Origin of the sequence: Aeromonas sp. DSM 116730 (assembly GCF_046581335.1) — a bacterium.
Taxonomy (GTDB): Bacteria; Pseudomonadota; Gammaproteobacteria; order Enterobacterales; family Aeromonadaceae; genus Aeromonas; species Aeromonas rivipollensis.
The window spans coordinates 3,893,624-3,910,937 of the sequence record NZ_CP144265.1 but is presented as its reverse complement, the minus strand read 5'-3'; the positions used below and the strand labels follow the sequence as shown (position 1 = coordinate 3,910,937).

The 17,314-nt window shown below is 61.9% G+C and carries 18 protein-coding genes; 14 read left to right on the top strand and 4 right to left on the bottom strand.

Translation table 11 applies throughout. The features are described 5' to 3' along the window. Window positions 1-10: 10 nt before the first annotated feature. The 3 genes from Aeroheme_RS17930 to Aeroheme_RS17920 all read left to right on the top strand — a co-directional run bounded on the left by Aeroheme_RS17930 (window position 11) and on the right by Aeroheme_RS17920 (window position 2,944). Window positions 11-547, top strand: coding sequence for a glutathione peroxidase (locus Aeroheme_RS17930; RefSeq protein ID WP_025325677.1), 537 nt, complete (start codon window positions 11-13; stop codon window positions 545-547). Between the two features lie 82 nt (window positions 548-629). Further along, window positions 630-1,565 (top strand): LysR family transcriptional regulator, encoded by a 936-nt coding sequence (locus Aeroheme_RS17925; RefSeq protein WP_041204171.1) that lies wholly within the window; start codon window positions 630-632, stop codon window positions 1,563-1,565. A gap of 182 nt (window positions 1,566-1,747) precedes the next feature. Next, on the top strand, window positions 1,748-2,944 hold the full coding sequence (locus Aeroheme_RS17920; RefSeq protein ID WP_289986423.1) for a NupC/NupG family nucleoside CNT transporter: 1,197 nt from the start codon (window positions 1,748-1,750) through the stop codon (window positions 2,942-2,944). Window positions 2,945-3,540: 596 nt separating this feature from the next. On the opposite strand, the gene Aeroheme_RS17915 is transcribed toward Aeroheme_RS17920, so the two are convergent. Further along, a complete protein-coding gene (locus Aeroheme_RS17915) occupies window positions 3,541-4,035 on the bottom strand; it encodes a methylated-DNA--[protein]-cysteine S-methyltransferase (RefSeq protein ID WP_411166303.1) in 495 nt (164 codons plus the stop codon). Window positions 4,036-4,062: 27 nt separating this feature from the next. Continuing rightward, complete coding sequence (gene arfB / locus Aeroheme_RS17910; RefSeq protein WP_408752014.1) at window positions 4,063-4,479, bottom strand: alternative ribosome rescue aminoacyl-tRNA hydrolase ArfB; 417 nt, start codon at window positions 4,477-4,479, stop codon at window positions 4,063-4,065. 201 nt (window positions 4,480-4,680) lie between these two features. Between arfB and glnK the strand changes: the two genes are divergently transcribed. The 5 genes from glnK to Aeroheme_RS17885 all read left to right on the top strand — a co-directional run bounded on the left by glnK (window position 4,681) and on the right by Aeroheme_RS17885 (window position 10,190). Then, window positions 4,681-5,019 carry a P-II family nitrogen regulator gene (glnK, locus tag Aeroheme_RS17905; RefSeq protein ID WP_005332325.1) on the top strand — a complete coding sequence of 113 codons (339 nt, stop codon included), beginning with the start codon at window positions 4,681-4,683 and terminating at the stop codon, window positions 5,017-5,019. 242 nt (window positions 5,020-5,261) lie between these two features. Further along, the gene (locus Aeroheme_RS17900; protein WP_411166302.1) at window positions 5,262-6,269 is read left to right on the top strand and encodes a Fe(3+) ABC transporter substrate-binding protein; all 1,008 of its coding nucleotides are present in this window, start codon (window positions 5,262-5,264) and stop codon (window positions 6,267-6,269) included. Window positions 6,270-6,308: 39 nt separating this feature from the next. Next, entirely contained in the window at window positions 6,309-7,934 is a 1,626-nt protein-coding gene (locus tag Aeroheme_RS17895) for an ABC transporter permease (protein ID WP_411166301.1), read from the top strand. A gap of 234 nt (window positions 7,935-8,168) precedes the next feature. After that, window positions 8,169-9,203: an ABC transporter ATP-binding protein gene (locus Aeroheme_RS17890; RefSeq protein WP_411166300.1), complete on the top strand. Its 1,035-nt coding sequence runs from the start codon at window positions 8,169-8,171 to the stop codon at window positions 9,201-9,203. An 81-nt stretch (window positions 9,204-9,284) separates the two neighbouring features. After that, on the top strand, window positions 9,285-10,190 hold the full coding sequence (locus tag Aeroheme_RS17885) for a Dyp-type peroxidase (RefSeq protein ID WP_168236390.1): 906 nt from the start codon (window positions 9,285-9,287) through the stop codon (window positions 10,188-10,190). Window positions 10,191-10,268: 78 nt separating this feature from the next. Here Aeroheme_RS17885 and argR read toward each other — a convergent pair whose 3' ends face one another. Then, a complete protein-coding gene (gene argR / locus Aeroheme_RS17880; RefSeq protein ID WP_005308670.1) occupies window positions 10,269-10,739 on the bottom strand; it encodes a transcriptional regulator ArgR in 471 nt (156 codons plus the stop codon). A gap of 200 nt (window positions 10,740-10,939) precedes the next feature. On the opposite strand from argR, the gene Aeroheme_RS17875 reads away from it, so the two are divergent. The 6 genes from Aeroheme_RS17875 (at window position 10,940) to Aeroheme_RS17850 (ending at window position 15,928) form a co-directional block, all read left to right on the top strand. After that, the gene (locus Aeroheme_RS17875) at window positions 10,940-11,680 is read left to right on the top strand and encodes an ATP-binding cassette domain-containing protein (RefSeq protein ID WP_106885004.1); all 741 of its coding nucleotides are present in this window, start codon (window positions 10,940-10,942) and stop codon (window positions 11,678-11,680) included. A gap of 24 nt (window positions 11,681-11,704) precedes the next feature. Beyond that, complete coding sequence (locus Aeroheme_RS17870) at window positions 11,705-12,442, top strand: transporter substrate-binding domain-containing protein (RefSeq protein ID WP_025325686.1); 738 nt, start codon at window positions 11,705-11,707, stop codon at window positions 12,440-12,442. 3 nt (window positions 12,443-12,445) lie between these two features. Then, window positions 12,446-13,096 (top strand): arginine ABC transporter permease ArtQ, encoded by a 651-nt coding sequence (gene artQ, locus Aeroheme_RS17865; RefSeq protein ID WP_025325687.1) that lies wholly within the window; start codon window positions 12,446-12,448, stop codon window positions 13,094-13,096. Window positions 13,097-13,098: 2 nt separating this feature from the next. Continuing rightward, window positions 13,099-13,761, top strand: coding sequence for an arginine ABC transporter permease ArtM (gene artM / locus Aeroheme_RS17860; RefSeq protein WP_408752019.1), 663 nt, complete (start codon window positions 13,099-13,101; stop codon window positions 13,759-13,761). Window positions 13,762-14,003: 242 nt separating this feature from the next. After that, window positions 14,004-14,939, top strand: a complete 936-nt coding sequence (gene mdh / locus Aeroheme_RS17855) for a malate dehydrogenase (RefSeq protein ID WP_111912157.1) — start codon at window positions 14,004-14,006, stop codon at window positions 14,937-14,939. Window positions 14,940-15,349: 410 nt separating this feature from the next. Continuing rightward, complete coding sequence (locus Aeroheme_RS17850; protein WP_234690161.1) at window positions 15,350-15,928, top strand: tetratricopeptide repeat protein; 579 nt, start codon at window positions 15,350-15,352, stop codon at window positions 15,926-15,928. Between the two features lie 86 nt (window positions 15,929-16,014). On the opposite strand, the gene hmpA is transcribed toward Aeroheme_RS17850, so the two are convergent. Continuing rightward, window positions 16,015-17,208, bottom strand: coding sequence for an NO-inducible flavohemoprotein (gene hmpA / locus Aeroheme_RS17845; RefSeq protein ID WP_408752020.1), 1,194 nt, complete (start codon window positions 17,206-17,208; stop codon window positions 16,015-16,017). Window positions 17,209-17,314 lie beyond the last annotated feature (106 nt).

Below are 17,314 nucleotides of genomic sequence, written 5' to 3'. Positions count from 1 at the left end.
AGTCACGTCAATGAAATGGTTCACCCTGCTGCTGTTGCTCGGATCTGGCGCGGCATCTGCTGCCTGTCCCGACTACTTCAATGTGGAGATGCGGGAGCTCAACAACACCCAGCGTCACAACCTCTGCCAGCTGACCGAGGGCAAGGTGGTGCTGGTGGTCAATACAGCTTCTTATTGTGGTTACAGCGGCCAGTTCCGGGATCTGGAGGCGCTCTATCAGAGCTACAAGGACAAGGGGCTGATGGTGCTGGGGTTCCCCTCCAACGACTTCTGGCAGGAGGCGGGCAATGAGAACAAGACCGCCGAGGTGTGTCGCCGGGATTACGGTGTGACCTTCCCCATGTTCAACCGGGTCTCGGTGCGTGGCGCCGATGCGGTGCCCCTGTTCAAGGGGCTGGCGGCCGCCGCCGATGGGGATGCGCCCAACTGGAACTTCCACAAATACCTGGTGGGCCGCGATGGCAAGTTGATTGCCAGCTATGGCGCCAATCAGAATCCGGCCGATGATCCCCTCAAGGAGCAGCTGATCCAGGCGCTGGGACGCTGACCCTACCCCCTGGCGGGCGGCTCTGGAATAATGGGGGCCCGCCACTCACTCTGGTTATTCCGTGCTGCAACGTCTTCCCCAAATGGTGATCTTCGATGCCCTGGTCCGCGAGCAGGGCATCTCTGCCGCCGCGCGGCGGCTCGGGGTATCCAAGTCCCACATCAGCAAGCAGCTGGCCCAGCTTGAGACCGAGCTCGGGGCCCAACTGGTGCAACGCACCACCCGCCGCTTCTCCCTGACCGAACTCGGTCAGGAGTATGCCCGTCACTGCCGCGCCCTGGTGGCGGTGGCCCTGGAGGCGGACTCCATGGTGGCGGAGCGACGCGGCAAGGTGAGCGGCGTGCTGCACCTGGGGGTGGGCCAGTCTTTCGGCCGCTTGCACGTGATCCCGCGGCTCAAGGCATTCCAGGCGCGCTACCCCGATCTGGAGCTGGAAGTCTCCCTGTTCGATCACAGAACCAACCTGGTGGATGAGGGGCTGGATCTCTGGATAACTACCTACGAGGACAAGCCCGAGGGGCTGGTGGGGCAGCGGCTGGCGGACATCGGCTTCGTGCTGGTGGCCTCGCCGGACTATCTGCTGAGCCACGGCACCCCGCTGCACCCCAGGGATCTGGCCAGGCACAACTGCATCACCTACCAGAGCCGGGAGCGGCGCTACCACGAGTGGTCGTTTCGCCAGGGCAAGGAGCGCCAGACGGTGCAGGTGGCCGGCAACTACAGGGTGGATCTGGCGGAGGCGGTGCGGGATGCCGCCCTGGCCGGGCTCGGCATTGCCTATGTTGCCAACTACCTGCTGGACAAGGAGCTGCAATCCGGTCAGCTCATTCCCCTGCTGCCCCAGTGGCGCCCGAATCAGAAGATGGCGGTGCACGCCGTCTATGCCAGGCGCGAGCACCTGGATCCCAAGATCCGCCTCTTCATCGACTTCCTCAAGGAGAGCTTCGGCCCCGAACCCTATTGGGCGCAGCGGCTGGCCCCCTGGCTTGGGGGCAGATTGTCCGGTGTGGAGGAATAATCGTTTCCATACAAGAACACTGACTTTCGCCTGATACCAAACACGAGCCAAATCAGCCAGTTGGCGCAACCGATATCGTGCAAACGTTTTTGCTAACAGGGCTGTAACCAGGTGGGCTTGCAGTGATGGGGGGAGGGGAGCAGAATCCGCGCCCATCTTTAATCCCACTAGATGGAATCCCTATGATCGCCCTGCTCGGCATCTTGAGTATCCTGGCGCTAGCCGCACTCTGCTCTGATAATCGTCGTCGTATCCCGTTGAGAACAGTGGGTCTCGCCCTCTGCCTGCAAGTCCTCTTCGCCGCCCTGGTGCTCTGGCTGCCCGCCGGTCAGAGCGTGCTCAACGGCGTCAGTGAGAGCGTCAGCAGCGTGATCGGCTACGGTCAGGAGGGGATTGCCTTCCTGTTCGGCGACCTGGCCAAGTTCAAGCTGGGCTTCATCTTCGCGTTCAACGTGCTGCCGGTCATCATCTTCTTCTCCGCAGTGATCGCCATCCTCTACCACATAGGCCTGATGCCGCGGGTCATCGCCCTGCTGGGAGGTGGCCTGCAGAAGCTGCTGGGCACCGGCCGTGCCGAGAGTCTCTCCGCCACCGCCAACATCTTCGTCGGCATGGTGGAGGCGCCTCTGGTGGTCAAGCCTTACCTCTCCAAGATGTCTGACTCCCAGTTCTTCGCGGTGATGAGCTGCGGTCTCGCCTCAGTGGCCGGTGGCACCCTGGTGGGCTATGCCAGCATAGGGGTCGAGCTGAAATACCTGATCGCCGCCGCCTTCATGTCGGCGCCTGCCGGTCTGGCCATGGCCAAGATCCTGGTGCCGCCCGGTGCCGATGAGGTGGATCACCATCAGGACGTGGAGATCCCCCGCGCCACCAACGTGATCGAAGCGGCGGCCGATGGCGCCATGTCCGGCCTCAATATCGCTGTGGCGGTGGGTGCGACCCTGCTGGCCTTCGTCGGCGTGATCGCCATGCTCAACGGCCTGCTGGGCTGGGCCGGTGATCTGGTGGGGCTGGATCTGAGCTTCCAGATCATCCTGGGCTGGCTGTTCGCCCCCGTCTCCTGGCTGATCGGCGTGCCCTGGGATCAGGCCCAGGCGGCCGGGGCGCTTATCGGCACCAAGATTGTCATCAACGAGTTCGTCGCCTTCATCGCCCTGGTGCAGGATCAGACGCTGAACGAGTCGAGCAAGGCCATAGTCACCTTCGCCCTGTGCGGTTTCGCCAACATCTCCTCCATGGCGATCCTCATCGGCGGCCTGGGGGCCATGGTGCCGGAGCGCAAGTCCTTCATCGCCCGTTACGGCATGCGCGCCATCCTGGCGGGGGTGCTGGCAAACCTGATGAGCGCTTCGCTCGCGGGTCTGTTCCTCGCCCTCTGAGTGGCCTCGAGGTTAGCACCTTCAGATCAAAGCCCGCTTCGGCGGGCTTTCTTGTGGCCGTTGTCGGGCAAAAAAAAAAGCGCCTCAGAGGAGGCGCGGGGAAAAAGACAGATTGGAAGCGTCACATGGGTGCCACTTGAATGAGGGATGAGCCGTGCCATCCAAGTGTGGGTACATCATGCCTTTCCCAGTCTGAAGCCCTTCTGAGGCGATTCTTCATACTATGTTCATTTTGCTAAACGCCCGGCGGCGTCAGCTCGAAGCCTCTGTTCTCCAGATCCAGCGCCAGCAACCAGTGTTGTGAACGGATGCCGCTGGTTAACCAGGGGTCAGGGAGTCAGCGCGAAGTTGTCGACAGTCTGTTGTTCCAGCGCCAGCAACCAGCGTTGTGAACGGGATGTCGCTGGCTAACCAGGGGTCAGGGAGTCAGCGTGAAGTTGTCGACAGTCCGTTGTTCCAGCGCCAGCAACCAGTGTTGTGAACGGGATGCCACCGGCTAACCAGGGGTCAGGGAGTCAGCGTGAAGTGGCCGACAGTCTGTTGCTCCAGCGCCAGCAACCAGTGTTGTGAACGGGATGCCGCCGGCTAACCAAGGGTCAGGGAGTCAGCGTGAAGTGGTCGACAGTCTGTTGTTCCAGCGCCAGCAACCAGCGTTTGATGGGAATGCCGCCGGCGTACCCCGTCAGCGCGCCGCTGCTGCCTATCACTCGGTGGCAGGGCACTATGATGCTGAGCGGGTTGCGGCCGTTGGCCGCCCCGACGGCCCGCACCGCCTTGGGGTTGCCGATGGCCTGGGCTATCTCGAGGTAGCTGACGGTCTCGCCGTAGGGGATGTCGCACAGGGCGCGCCACACCGACTGCTGGAAGGGGGTGCCTCTGGCGGCGAGCGGCAGCGTGAAGCGCCGCAGCCGGCCGGCAAAATAGGTCTCGAACTGTTCGAGGTAGGGGGCCAGGGCCACATCGTCCCGCTGCCACTGCGCTCTGGGCGTCACCGGCTGTTCCCCTCGCACGAACTCCACGAAGCGCAGGCCATCCTGGTCGATGGCGACCAGCAGGGGGCCTTGGGCGCTGTCACAAAAACTGTATCTCATGAGTCTCTTTTCCTCGGCCTGAACGGCTCACTCCATCCCGGGCTTGCCACGGGCCGACTTGATCTCGCCCTTGCGCTTCTTGGCGTCGACCCGCTTGCGCTGGGAGCTGCGGGTCGGCTTGGTGGCATGGCGGGCCTTGGGGCGCCAGGCGGCCTTTTTCAGCAGCTCGGTCAGGCGGCTCATGGCCTCCTTGCGGTTCATGTCCTGGCTGCGGTGGGTCTCGACCCTGATCTGGATGAAGCCATCGTGGACCCGGCTGTCGCTCAGCTTCTCCAGCCCCTCCTTGTAGAGATCCGGCAGGCTGGGGGAGCCGCGATAATCGAAGCGTAGCCAGACGGCGGAGTCCGTCTTGTTGACGTGCTGGCCCCCGGCACCCTGGGCGCGCATGGTCTGAAACTGCAGCTCATGCCAGGGAATGATCACGCTGTTGGAGATGACTAACATGGGGTGATGCTCTCATTTGGTGCATCAAGGGAGTCTGGTGCAGCTTGGTGCCTCATTATGGGGCGAGATGCGCTTCCTTGGTGATCCTGGGCCGAAACGGCTCAAGGGTTAATGGCTATCTTTATGAAAATAAACAATAAAAATACTTGGCACAAGAATTGATGACCCATTCGTGACATACCATGGATTGGGAGCAACCAGATGAAGCTGATTACTGCGATTATCAAACCTTTCAAGTTGGACGACGTGCGCGAGGCCATCGCCAACTTGGGGGTCGAGGGTCTGACCGTGTCCGAGGTCAAGGGCTTCGGTCGCCAGAAGGGGCACACCGAATTATACCGGGGTGCCGAGTACCAGGTCGACTTCCTGCCGAAGGTAAAGCTGGAGATCGCCACCGCCGACGAGAACGTGGAAGGGGTGATCGAGGCTATCTGCAAGGCGGCTTATACCGGCAAGATAGGGGACGGCAAGATTTTCGTCTATGACCTGCTGCAGGCAGTGCGCATCCGTACCGGCGAGAGCGACGACGAGGCGCTGTGATGCCGCGCCAGGGCCCCGGCCACTGAGCCGACCGGGTTGATCGCTCAGGCCCTGCCGGACCGATAGCAAAAGAGAATGCGTGATCATGGAGAGACTGGGTGGGATTCCATCCGGTCTTTTTGTTTTGGCGACGATTAAATATGTGGCCTTACCTCTGCAAACCGCCTTGATCCTCTCATCCCGATTCATGCAGAATGCAAACGAAAATAGTTATCACTATATGCACAGACAAGGAATGGATGATGAAAATGAAGATGTTGGCGCTGCTGTTCTCCTCGCTGATCGCCCAGTCGGCCTTTGCCGCCGCTGAAGTGAATGTCTACTCCAATCGGCAGGATGAGCTGATCAAGCCCATCATCCAGCAGTTCGAGAAAGAGACCGGGATCAAGGTCAACGTGGTGTTTGCCAAAGAGGGGCTGAACGAGCGCCTGGAGCGCGAAGGCAAGCTCTCCCCGGCGGATCTGATGCTGACCGTCGACATCAGTCGTCTGACCGATCTGGTGGACAAGGATCTGGTGCAGCCGGTGGACAGCAAGACGCTGCAGGAGAACATCCCCTCCATCTACCGCGATCCGGACAACAAGTGGTTCGCCCTGACCACCCGGGTGCGCGCCATCTACTCCAGCAAGGATCGTCTCGGCAAGCTCGACACCATCCGCTACGAAGACCTGGTCAAGCCTGAATTCAAAGGAAAAATTTGTACCCGCAGCGGCAAGCACGAGTACAATGTGGCGCTGGTTTCGTCCATGATTGCCCATCACGGCATGGCGGACACCAAGACCTGGCTGGAAGGGGTCAAGGCCAACCTGGCGCGCAAGCCGCAAGGCAACGACCGGGATCAGGTCAAGGCGATCAAGGACGGTATCTGTAATGTCTCCCTCGGCAACAGCTACTACCTGGGCGCCATGCTGAAAGATCCGGCGCAGAAATCCTGGGCCGAGGCGGTTTACATCAACTTCCCGAACCAGACTGATCGCGGTGCCCACGTCAACGTGAGCGGCGTGGCCATGACCAAGTACGCCAAGAACAAGGAAGCCGCCCAGAAGCTGATGGAGTTCCTCTCTGGCGATACCGCCCAGCACATGTATGCGGACGTGAATGCCGAGTATCCGGTCAAGGCCGGGGTCGAGCCTTCCGCCATGGTCAAGTCCTGGGGCAGTTTCAAGTCTGACCCCATGCCGGTCAGCGACTATGCCAAGCACCGCAAGGACGCCTTGCAGCTGCTGGATGAAGTGAAATTCGACTTGTAATCAGATGGGGCCTAAGGCCCCATCAATCGCTGTGGTCTCATGAAAAATTTTGGATGGATTGCCGGCAGCTGGGCCACCGCCCTGCTGCTGGGTTTACCGGTGCTTGCCCTCATCTTCTCTGCCTTCTCGGCAGACGGAGACCTGTTTCGCCACCTCGCCGATACAGTGCTGCTCGATTACCTTGGCAACACCTCAGGGCTGGTGCTGGGGGTAGTGCTGCTCAGCCTGCTGTTCGGGGTGCCCACCGCCTGGCTGGTCGCCATGTGCCAGGTGCCGGGGCGCCGCGCCCTGCAGTGGGCGCTGATGCTGCCCATGGCCATGCCCTCCTACATAGTGGCTTACGTCTATACCGACCTGCTCGACTACTCAGGCCCGCTGCAGGCGGGCCTGAGATCCCTGTTTGACTGGCAGAGCCCGGCCGATTACTGGTTCCCGGCCATCCGCTCCCTCGGCGGTGCCGCCTGGGTGCTGGCGCTGGTGCTCTTCCCCTATGTCTATCTGCTGGCGCGCGCCTCCTTCCTGGAGCAGTCGGTCAGCCTGATCCACTCCAGCCGATTGCTCGGTTGCACCCCCTGGCAGAGCTTTCGTCGCCTCAGCCTGCCCCTGGCTCGTCCCGCCATCATGGTGGGGGCGTCGCTGGTGGCAATGGAGACACTGGCGGACTTCGCCACCGTCCACTTCTTTGCCATCAACACCCTGACGACGGCCATTTACGACACCTGGCTCGGCTATGGCAGCCTGGCCACAGCCGCCCGGCTCTCCTGCCTGATGCTGCTGGCTGTGGTGCTGCTCATCGCCCTGGAGCGCCGCTCCCGCCAGCGTCAGCAGGTGTTCCAGAAGTCGATGGGCCATGAGCAGCCCCTGCGCTACCCCCTCAAGGGGGCCAGCCGTCTGCTGGCCGGGCTCTGGTGCTGGGGGCTGGTGCTGGCCGGTTTCGGCCTGCCGTTCGTCATACTGCTGGACTACGGGGTGCGCTACTTCGAGTTGTCGTGGACGCCGGAGTTTGTGCGCTTCGCCGGCAACAGCTTGGCTATCTCGGCACTGACAGCCCTGCTCGCCATGGCCATAGCCCTGCTGCTCGGCTTCTTCCGCCGCCTCGATGGCGGCACCCGCAGCCTGCTGCCCCTGCGCATCGCCGCCACCGGCTATGCCATGCCGGGCACAGTGCTGGCCATCGGGGTGCTGGTGCCGCTGACGGCGCTGGATTTTGGTCTCAACGATCTGGCCGAGTGGCTCGGGATGCAGGGGCCAGGCCTGCTGCTGACCGGCACCCTCACCGCCATCGTATTCGGCTACCTGGTGCGCTTCGTGGCCATCGCCATCGGCTCGGTGGAGAGCAGCATGGGCAAGGTCTCCCCCAGCCTCGACATGGCGGCCCGCTCCCTGGGGCAGGGGACGGGGGGCATGCTGCGCCGGGTGCATCTGCCCCTGGTGAGACGCGGCCTCTTTGCCGGTGCCATGCTGGTGTTCATCGAATCCATGAAGGAGCTGCCCGCGGCTTTGCTGCTGCGGCCGTTCAACTTCGAGACCCTGGCCACCCACGTCTACCAGTTCGTCTCGGACGAGATGCTGGAGCGGGGAGCGCTCGGCGCCATCGTCATAGTGCTGGTGGGGCTGGTGCCGCTTATCTGGGTCAACCGCAGCCTGGACAGCCCGGGGCATTGAGTCGCCACATCGGCCAATGAAATTGCATGCGGTGTGCTTGACCGAAAGGCAGCGCACCGCCAGAAACGAGAGGAAGTCTGTCTTGTCTTGCTTGCAAGTAGAGAAGGTAAGCTGCCGTTATAACGGCCAGAACGTGCTGGAACAGCTCTCCCTGACGGTGGCCGACAACGGGATCGTCTGCCTGAGCTTGGTAGCGAGTGGCTGCGCTGAATTTAACACGAGAGGAACCGAGTCGTGTCTTGCTTGCAAGTAGAGAAGGTAAGCTGCCGTTATAACGGCCAGAACGTGCTGGAACAGCTCTCCCTGACGGTGGCCGACAACGAGATCGTCTGCCTGCTTGGAGCGAGTGGCTGTGGCAAGACCACGCTGCTCAAGGCGGTCGCCGGCCTGCTGCCGCTGGCGGAAGGCAGCATTCGTCTGGGGGATACCCTGCTGGATGGGCCCGGCGTGACGGTGTCGCCTGAGCGTCGCCACATCGGCATGATCTTTCAGGATTACGCCCTCTTCCCCCATCTGACGGTGGCCGAGAACATCGGCTTCGGGCTGACTCGGGTGCCTCGCGACAGCCGCCAGCAGCAGATCGAGGAGGCGCTGACCCTGGTCAATCTGCAGGGGCTGGGGGATCGCTATCCCCATCAGCTCTCCGGTGGCCAGCAGCAGCGGGTCGCCATCGCCCGCGCTTTGGTCTGCAAGCCGCGGCTGATGCTGCTGGACGAGCCCTTCTCCAACATCGACACCCAGGTGAGGATGAAGCTGATCCTGGAGATCCGCGCCCTGCTCAAGCGTCAGGGAATCGGCGCCATCTTCGTCAGCCACAGCAAGGAGGAGGCGTTCGCCTTCGCCGATCGGCTGGCGCTGTTCCGGGCCGGTCATATCGAGCAGGTGGGCCAGCCGGAGCAGCTCTATCGCCGCCCCGAGAACCGCTTCGTGGCGGAGTTTCTCGGCGGGGTCAACTATCTGGCGGTCGAGGTGGTGGACAGCCACTGCGTGCAGACAGCGCTCGGGGTCATCTGTGGCCATGAACCACACGGTCGCTCCCCGGGAGAGCGGCTGCAGCTGATGCTCAGGCCCCAGCAGCTGGTGTTGACGGCCGCCGCTGATGGCGACTTGCTGGTGCGGGAGCAGCAGTTCCTCGGCCATCACTGCCGGGTGCTGGTGGAGTGCGCCGGTCAGGTGCTGGAGGCCAGCATAGGGGAGCCTCTCGAAGGGGAGAGGGCGCGGGTGACCGTGGCCCCCCATGCCCTGGTGCTGTTCGAACAGATGCCCTGATAGTGATGTGAAATCAAGGAATTGACCCGGTTCCGGTTTATAATCGCGCCACGCCCATAGCCAATGTCTTTGGAGAGAGAAATGAAAGCCCAAGCCGGGATCTGCGCAGAGCCGAATCTGCATGCCCTCTATCTGATGTTCAATCGCACCGGTGACGGTGCCGAGCTGGCGGCCCGTCTGGCCAAGCTGCCGGTTCTGTGGGATGCGGTGAGTGCCGATTTCCCCGACGCCGGTTTCAGCGGTCTGGTCGCCGTCGGTGCCGAGGGCTGGGATGCCATCTACCCTGCCGCCCGTCCGCCCCAGTTCCGTGGCTTCATGGCGCAGTCTGCCAACGGCCAGGAGGCCCCGAATACCCCGTTCGATCTCTTCGTGCAGTTGCGTGCCGATCGGGTCGACGTGCTCCATCACGCCGGGCAGCGGGTGATGGCGCTGCTGGCCGGACTGGTGGAGCTGGCCGAAGAGGTGCGTGGTTTCCGCAATCTGGATTGCCGCGACCTGACCGGTTTCGTCGACGGCACCGAGAACCCCCAGGATGAGCACAGGGCCGAGGTGGCACTGCTGGAGGGGGGCGAGTTTGCCGGCGGATCCTATGTTCATGTCCAGCGCTGGGTGCATGCCATGAGCGACTGGGAGAAGCTGGCCCTGAAGGAGCAGGAAGACATCATTGGCCGTACCAAGGCAGACAACATCGAGTACGAGTCGGCCGACAAGCCGCTGACCTCCCACATCAAGCGGGTCAACCTCAAGACCCCGAAGGGGGAGTCCATGGAGATACTGCGCCAGAGCATGCCCTGGGGCACCATGACCGAGCAGGGGCTCTACTTCATCTCCTGCTGCCGCACCCCGCAGCACTTCAACGCCATGCTGGCCAGCATGTACAAGGGGGAGGGCAGCCACTTCGATCACCTGCTGCGCTTCACCAGGGCGGTGACAGGGGCCGCCTTCTTTGCCCCCTCCATCGATTTTCTGGTCGCCCAGGGTAAGTAACGACTTGCCGATCGTGCAGAAACAAAAATCCCGGCCTTGGCCGGGATTTTTCGTTCGGGTGGCGCGAGCGCGCCCCGATCAGGGGGTCTGTTCGAACAGCTCGAGGGCGGAGAGGTAGAGCTCTTCGATGTCGGTGTCGCTGGTCGGGGTGATGAAGATGGTGTCATCACCGGCTATGGTGCCGAGGATACCTTCGGCCTTGCCGAGGGAGTCGAGCAGGCGGGCGATCAGCTGGGCCGCACCCGGGCTGGTGTGGATCACCACCAGGGCGCCGTTGTGGTCGACATCCAGTACCAGATTCTTGAGCGGGCTGGAGGTGGTGGGCACACCCAGCTCCACCGGCAGGCAGTAGACCATCTCCATCTTGGCGTTGCGGGTGCGAACGGCGCCGAAGCGGCTCAGCATGCGCGAGACCTTGGACTGGTTGATGTTCTCAAAGCCCATCTCTTGCAGGGCAGTGACTATCTCTGCCTGGGAGCCAAAGCGCTCCTCTTTCAGCAAGGCTTTAAAGGCCTTGGCCAGTTTTTCTTGCTTGTCGTTATGTTTCATCTTGGACTCACGAATGAGGGAGGTGACCGCCTGTCACGCTCAGGCGGCAGATACGAACAGCGCTGCTATTTTGCATTCATATGCCTGTTTTGGCAAGGAAGCGGCGCTTGTTCTGCATATTGATTCAAATATAGCTTGCATCAACTTATGCTGGCGCTAGAATCAGGACGAAATTTTGAAAACTTATTCAATTGGGCTGTATGGGTATCGAATTAATCGGCATCGAAAAATCCTGGCACAAGGTGCCGGTACTGCAACAGGTCAGCTTCCGGACTGCACCCGGCGAGACCTTGGTATTGCTGGGCCCGAGCGGTGCGGGCAAGAGTTCGCTGCTGCGGATGATGAACCTGCTGGACACCCCGGATGCGGGTGTGCTGCGCATTGCTGACAGTGAATTTTCTTTCCCGTCCAGCCTCTCTGCCGCGGAATTCAACCGTCAGGCCCAGGCCTTGCGCCGCAAGGTGGGTATGGTGTTCCAGCAGTACAATCTGTGGCCCCATCTCACAGTGATGGAGAACCTGATTGAAGCCCCCATCAAGGTGCTTGGCATGAGCCGCGAGGCCGCCATCGAGAAGGGCGCCTACCTGTTGGCCCAGTTGCAGCTGGCCGACAAGCGGGATGCCTGGCCTGCGCGCCTCTCCGGCGGTCAGCAGCAGCGGGTGGCCATAGCCCGTACCCTGATGATGGATCCCCAGGTGCTGCTGTTCGATGAACCGACCGCGGCGCTCGATCCTGAAATAACCAAAGAGGTGGCGGAGATCATCCGCACCCTGAGCCAGACCGGCATCACCCAGGTAGTGGTGACCCACGAGGTGGAGTTCGCCCGCAAGGTGGCCAGTCAGGTGATTTATCTGGAGAAGGGGCGGATCATCGAATCCGGCACCGCCGCCATCTTCCAATCTCCGCAAACCAGCCGGTTTGCCGAATTCTTGATGCATTGATACTGAATCGATAAGGAAGCTGTCATGAAAAAGAGTCTGTTGCTGGTTGCTGCCATGGGTCTGCTGAGCACCTCGGTGCTGGCCAAGGAGATCAAGTTCGCCACCGAGGCCACCTATGCGCCGTTCGAATACCTGGATGACAAGAACGAATTCCAGGGCTTTGACATCGATCTGGCTCGCGCCGTCTGCGAGCAGGCCAAGCTGGAGTGCAGCTTCCACAACCAGGCCTTCGACAGCCTGATCCCCAGCCTCAAGTTCCGTCGCTATGACGCCGTCATCGCCGCCATGGACGTGACCCCGGAGCGGGCCGCCCAGGTCGACTTCTCCGACATCTATTACGAGAACTCGGCGGTATTCGTGGCCAAGAAGGGTGCCTTCAAGGGGCCTGAAGAGCTGGTGGACAAGACGGTCGGCGTGCAGAACGGCACCTCCCACCAGTCCTACCTGGTGGACAACTGGGTGAGCAAGGGTCTGCTGACCGTGCCCTACGCCAGCTACCAGAGCGCCTTCCTCGACATGATGAACGGCCGTACCGACGGCGTCTTCGCCGACACCGCCGTCGCCGCCGACTGGCTCAAGCAGCACAAGGAGTACGCTGTCATCGGCACGCCTGTGACCGACGCCAAGTACTTTGGTACCGGCTTTGGCATCGCTGTGGCCAAGGGCAACCAGGAGCTGCTGACTCAGCTGAACAAGGGGCTGGCCGAGATCAAGGCCAACGGCACCTATCAGAAGATCTATGACAAGTACTTCGCGCAGTAAGCCATGCTGAGCCTGTTGTTGGATGCAGCCTGGATGACCCTGGGGCTGGCCTTGGCATCACTGGTCGGAGGCATGGTGCTTGCGCTGGCGTTCAGCGCCGCCGAGCTCAGCAAGCGCAGTTGGCTGGTGTGGCCTGTGGCCACGCTGACCACGCTCATTCGTGGTTTGCCCGAGCTGCTGGTGGTGCTGTTCATCTACTTTGGCTCGACCCAGGTGCTCTTCCTCATCACCGGCGAGTATGTGGAGTTCAGCCCCTTCGCCTGCGGCGTGCTGGCGCTCTCCCTGCTGTTTGCGAGCTACGCCACCCAGACCCTGCGGGCGGCGCTCAATGCGGTGCCCGCCGGGCAACGGCTGGCGGCGCTGGCGCTGGGCCTTGGCAAGAGCCACATCTTCTTTCGCATCGTGCTGCCCCAGGCCTGGCGCCATGCCTTGCCGGGCCTCGGTAACCAGTGGCTGGTGTTGCTGAAAGACACCGCGCTGGTGTCGCTTATCGGGGTGAACGAGATGATGCGTCAGGCCCAGATGGCCTCGGCCAGCACCTATGAACCCTTCACCTGGTATGCCGCTGCGGCCCTCATCTACCTGGCCATCAGCCTGGTGAGTGAATTTGGCTTGAAGCAGGCGTCCCGCTATACCCGCCGTTACGGAGGCTGATCATGCAGGATTACCTGATGACCCTGCTGGGGGGGCTGGCCATCACCCTGCAGCTCACCGCGCTCAGCCTGCTGCTCGGCGTGCTGATGGCGGCTGGCATGACCTGGGTGCTGGAGCGCCGCATTCCGGTGGCGACCCAGCTGGTGCAACTGTGGGTGCTGATCTTTACCGGCACGCCGCTGCTCATCCAGATCTTCCTCATCTATTACGGGCCGGGTCAGTTTGAATGGCTCAAGGCCGGGCCGCTCTGGCCGCTGCTCAAGCAACCCTGGTTCTGCGCCGTGCTGGCGCTTGGCTTCAACACCGCTGCCTACTCCACCCGGCTGTTCAAGGGGGCGCTCGATGCCATCCCCGCCGGTGAGGTGGAAGCCTGCCGGGCGCTCGGTTTCTCGGCCGGCCAGACCCTGTGGATGAAGGCGCGTCACGCCGCCCGTCGGCTGGTGCCCGCCTACTCCAACGAGGTGATCCTGGTGCTCAAGGGCAGTTCCCTCGCCAGCACCATCACCATCATGGACATCATGGGGCTGGCCCAGCGTCTCAACGCCCAGACCTATGACACCCTGGCGGTGTTCACCGTGGCCGGGGGCCTCTACCTGACCATGAATGGTTTGTTAACAATTGGTTTCCGCTGGTGCGAGAAGCGAGCACTGGCATTCCAGTCCTGAAGCAGTCGTATTTACCTCTTAATGGTGAGGGAGGCACAGGAAATCTGTGTCTTTCCTCCCATTTATCGCATATTCCTCTCCGCTTTCGTCGCCGCTTGTTCCCTGGCTCACAGAACCCGTGATTACAACTGTTATCAGATTGTTTTTTAGCAGGGGATCCTTTAAGGTGAGGCGCACAATAAGAAACAGCGTTAACCCAACTAGAAACAACCTTAAACCTACGCTTAGACATGGAGTTGATCATGAAAGTTGCCGTTCTGGGTGCCGCCGGTGGCATCGGCCAAGCCCTTGCTCTGCTGTTGAAAAATCGCCTGCCTGCCGGTTCCGAGTTGAGCCTGTATGACATTGCCCCGGTCACTCCGGGCGTGGCGGCGGACCTGAGCCATATCCCGACTGACGTGAAAGTAAAAGGTTTCTGCGGTGAAGATCCGAGCCCTGCTCTGGTCGGCGCCGATGTCGTGCTGATCTCTGCCGGCGTGGCGCGCAAGCCCGGCATGGATCGTTCCGATCTGTTCAACATCAACGCCGGTATCGTCAAGAACCTGGTGGAGAAGTGTGCCGTTACCTGCCCCAAGGCACTGATCGGCATCATCACCAACCCGGTCAACACCACGGTCGCCATCGCCGCCGAAGTGTTGAAGAAGGCCGGTGTCTATGACAAGCGTCGCCTGTTCGGCGTGACCACCCTGGACGTCATCCGTGGCGAGACCTTCGTGGCCGAGGCCAAGGGCCTGAACATCGACAAGATCCGCGTCAACGTGATCGGTGGCCACAGTGGCGTGACCATTCTGCCGCTGCTGTCCCAGATCGAAGGGGCCAGCTTCACCGCAGAAGAAGCGGCTGCCATGACCAAGCGCATCCAGAATGCCGGTACCGAAGTGGTGGAAGCCAAGGCCGGTGGCGGTTCTGCCACTCTCTCCATGGGTCAGGCAGCCTGCCGTTTCGGCCTGTCGCTCATCAAGGGTCTGCAGGGTGAAGCCAACGTCATCGAGTGCGCCTATGTGGAAGGCAATGGCGAGCACGCCACCTTCTTCGCGCAGCCGGTCCTGCTGGGCAAGAACGGTGTCGAGAGCGTGCTGGACTACGGCAAGCTGAGCGCCTTCGAGCAAGAGTCCATGGACAGCATGCTGGCTACCCTGAAGGCAGATATCCAGCTGGGTGTCGACTTCGTCAAATAAGCCGCAGCGTCGATCATGAGGGGAGCCCAGGCTCCCCTTTGTCATTTCCGGGGTTTGCCATGGCGGACTAAGGAGATGGACCCGGCTGCCGATAAAGAGGGCAGCAGGAGATCCCTATGATGAAACCCAGTACCCTCATCGGCCTCGTCGGTCTGTGCAGCCTCCCCTTGCAGGGAGCCGAGCCGGTATCCGCGGCCGCGCCAACCCAGTCGGTGGCGGCCACCTCCTTCCCGGTGCCCTCGGCGGCCTTGCCATCGAGCGCACCAGCGCCGGTTGCGCCAGCGACCCCGGCCACTGCAGCTGTACCGGCAGCCGCGGTGCCTGCTGGTGATCCGGCCCCTGTGCTGTCGACCGTTGCAGCACCTGCCCCCGTGGTATCAGCCCCGGCGGCAGCGCCGCTACCCAAGGCGGTGAATCCTGGCTCCCTGGTCACCGCAGATCTGCAGGCGGTGCCGCTCTATCGCCAGGACGAACTGCTCAACTGGATAGAGCAGGGACGTCATCTGACCCGGGTGAAGCAGGACAGGTGCCAGCTGACCCAGGACATAGAGGCGCGCGCCTCTGTGATGAAGATCCCGGCCTATCAGTTCCTGTGGGGGGACATGCTGGCCTGGGGCGTCTGCATCAAGCCGGACGCCCAGGTCGGGGTGCAATACATGTGGGAGGCGGCCAATCAGGGCCTGGCCCCGGCACTGGAGCAGCTGGGGCGCTATTACTGGAAAGGCATCCTGGTCCAGAAGGATCTGGTGCGGGCCGAGACCCTGATGCGGGAGGCCGCCAGCCTGGGTTTCCAGCGGGCCCAGATAGAGTGGGTCGAGATGCTGCTGCAGGGCATGGGCAGTCCGCTGGATTACGAAGAGGCCTACCACTGGCTGCACGGCGCCGTCATCGGCGACAAGGCGACCCACCAGAAGGCGGCGAGCCTGCTGAGCCGGCTTGGCAATCGCATGCCCGCCAATGCCATCGCCCGCGCCAAGGCGATGCACTAAGCCCGGCAAACCAGGTCACTGGATACAACAAGGCCCACGAACCTGCGTTCGTGGGCCTTGTGCATTTCTCCGGGCAGGCGGCGGGATCAGAGATCCTGATGGGGGCCGAATACCTCGTAGTGCATTCTGTCTGCGGGGACGCCCAGGGCCAGCAACTGGGTCTTGATCGCTTTCATGAAGCCCAGAGGACCGCAGAAGTAGTAGTGGGCCTTGGCCGGGATGAGGTCCGTGACCTGTTCCAGCGCCATGGTGCCGCTGAAGTCGTAGTCCTTCCCCTGCACGTCCTGCTCGGCAGGCACCCTGTACCAGACCCGGCTCTGCAAGCTGGCGTGCTGGCGGCTCTTGGCCTGGATCTCTTCCTTGAAGGCGTGCTGGGTGCCATGCTCGCAGGCATGGAGCCAGCGGATTTCAGTTCCCGCTTGTTCGGCCAGCAACTGGTTGAGCATGCTCAGCATGGGGGTCAGGCCCACACCGGCGGAGAGCAGCACCACTGGGGTGGCCGTCTCGGTCTGCAGGAAGAAGTCCCCCGCCGGCGGCATCAGCGCCACCTCGTCACCGACATGAAGCTTGTCATGCAGCAGGTTGGAGGCCTGGCCCTGGGGCTCGCGTTTGACGCTGATGCGGTAGTCGCGGCCATTGGGGGCATCGGAGAGGGAGTATTGACGGATCTCCTGATGCTCCAGCGACGGGTGATTGAGCCTGATGCTGATATATTGCCCCGGCTTGAAGCGCAGCACGGGCTTGCCGTCGACGGGCGCCAGCACGAAGGAGGTGACAAGCTCGCTCTCCTGGCGCTTCTCCTTGATGAGGAAGGGGCGGGCCCCTTGCCAACCACCGAGCTCGCTCGCCTTCTCCCGGTAGAGCTCCCCCTCCCGACCTATGAAGATGTCGGCCAGCACGCCATAGGCCTTGCCCCAGGCCTCCAGCACCTCGTCCGTCACCGCACTGCCACCCATTTCTTTGAGCGTGGCCAAGAGATGACTACCCACAATGTGATATTGTTCCGGCTGGATCAGGAAACCCGTGTGCTTGTGGGCGATGCGTTCCACGGCTCCGGTCAGGGCCCCCAGGTTGTCGATATTCCTGGCGTAGGCCGCCACGGCACTGAACAGAGCCAGGGGCTGACCGCCACTGCGCTGATGGGCCAGGTTGAACACATCCTTCAATTCGGGGTTGTGGTTGAACATGCGCTGGTAGAAGTGCTGGGTGAGGGCAGGCCCCGCCGATTCGAGCAAAGGAATGGTGCTCTTGATGACGGCGATGGTGGCTTGGTCTAACATAGGAGGTCCTTTCTAATTGAACATCTGGAATGTCACTTAATAAGTTGCATCCTAAATGTTTAATTGATCTGGATCAATCATCAATTCTTTGCGCTATGCGCCACAG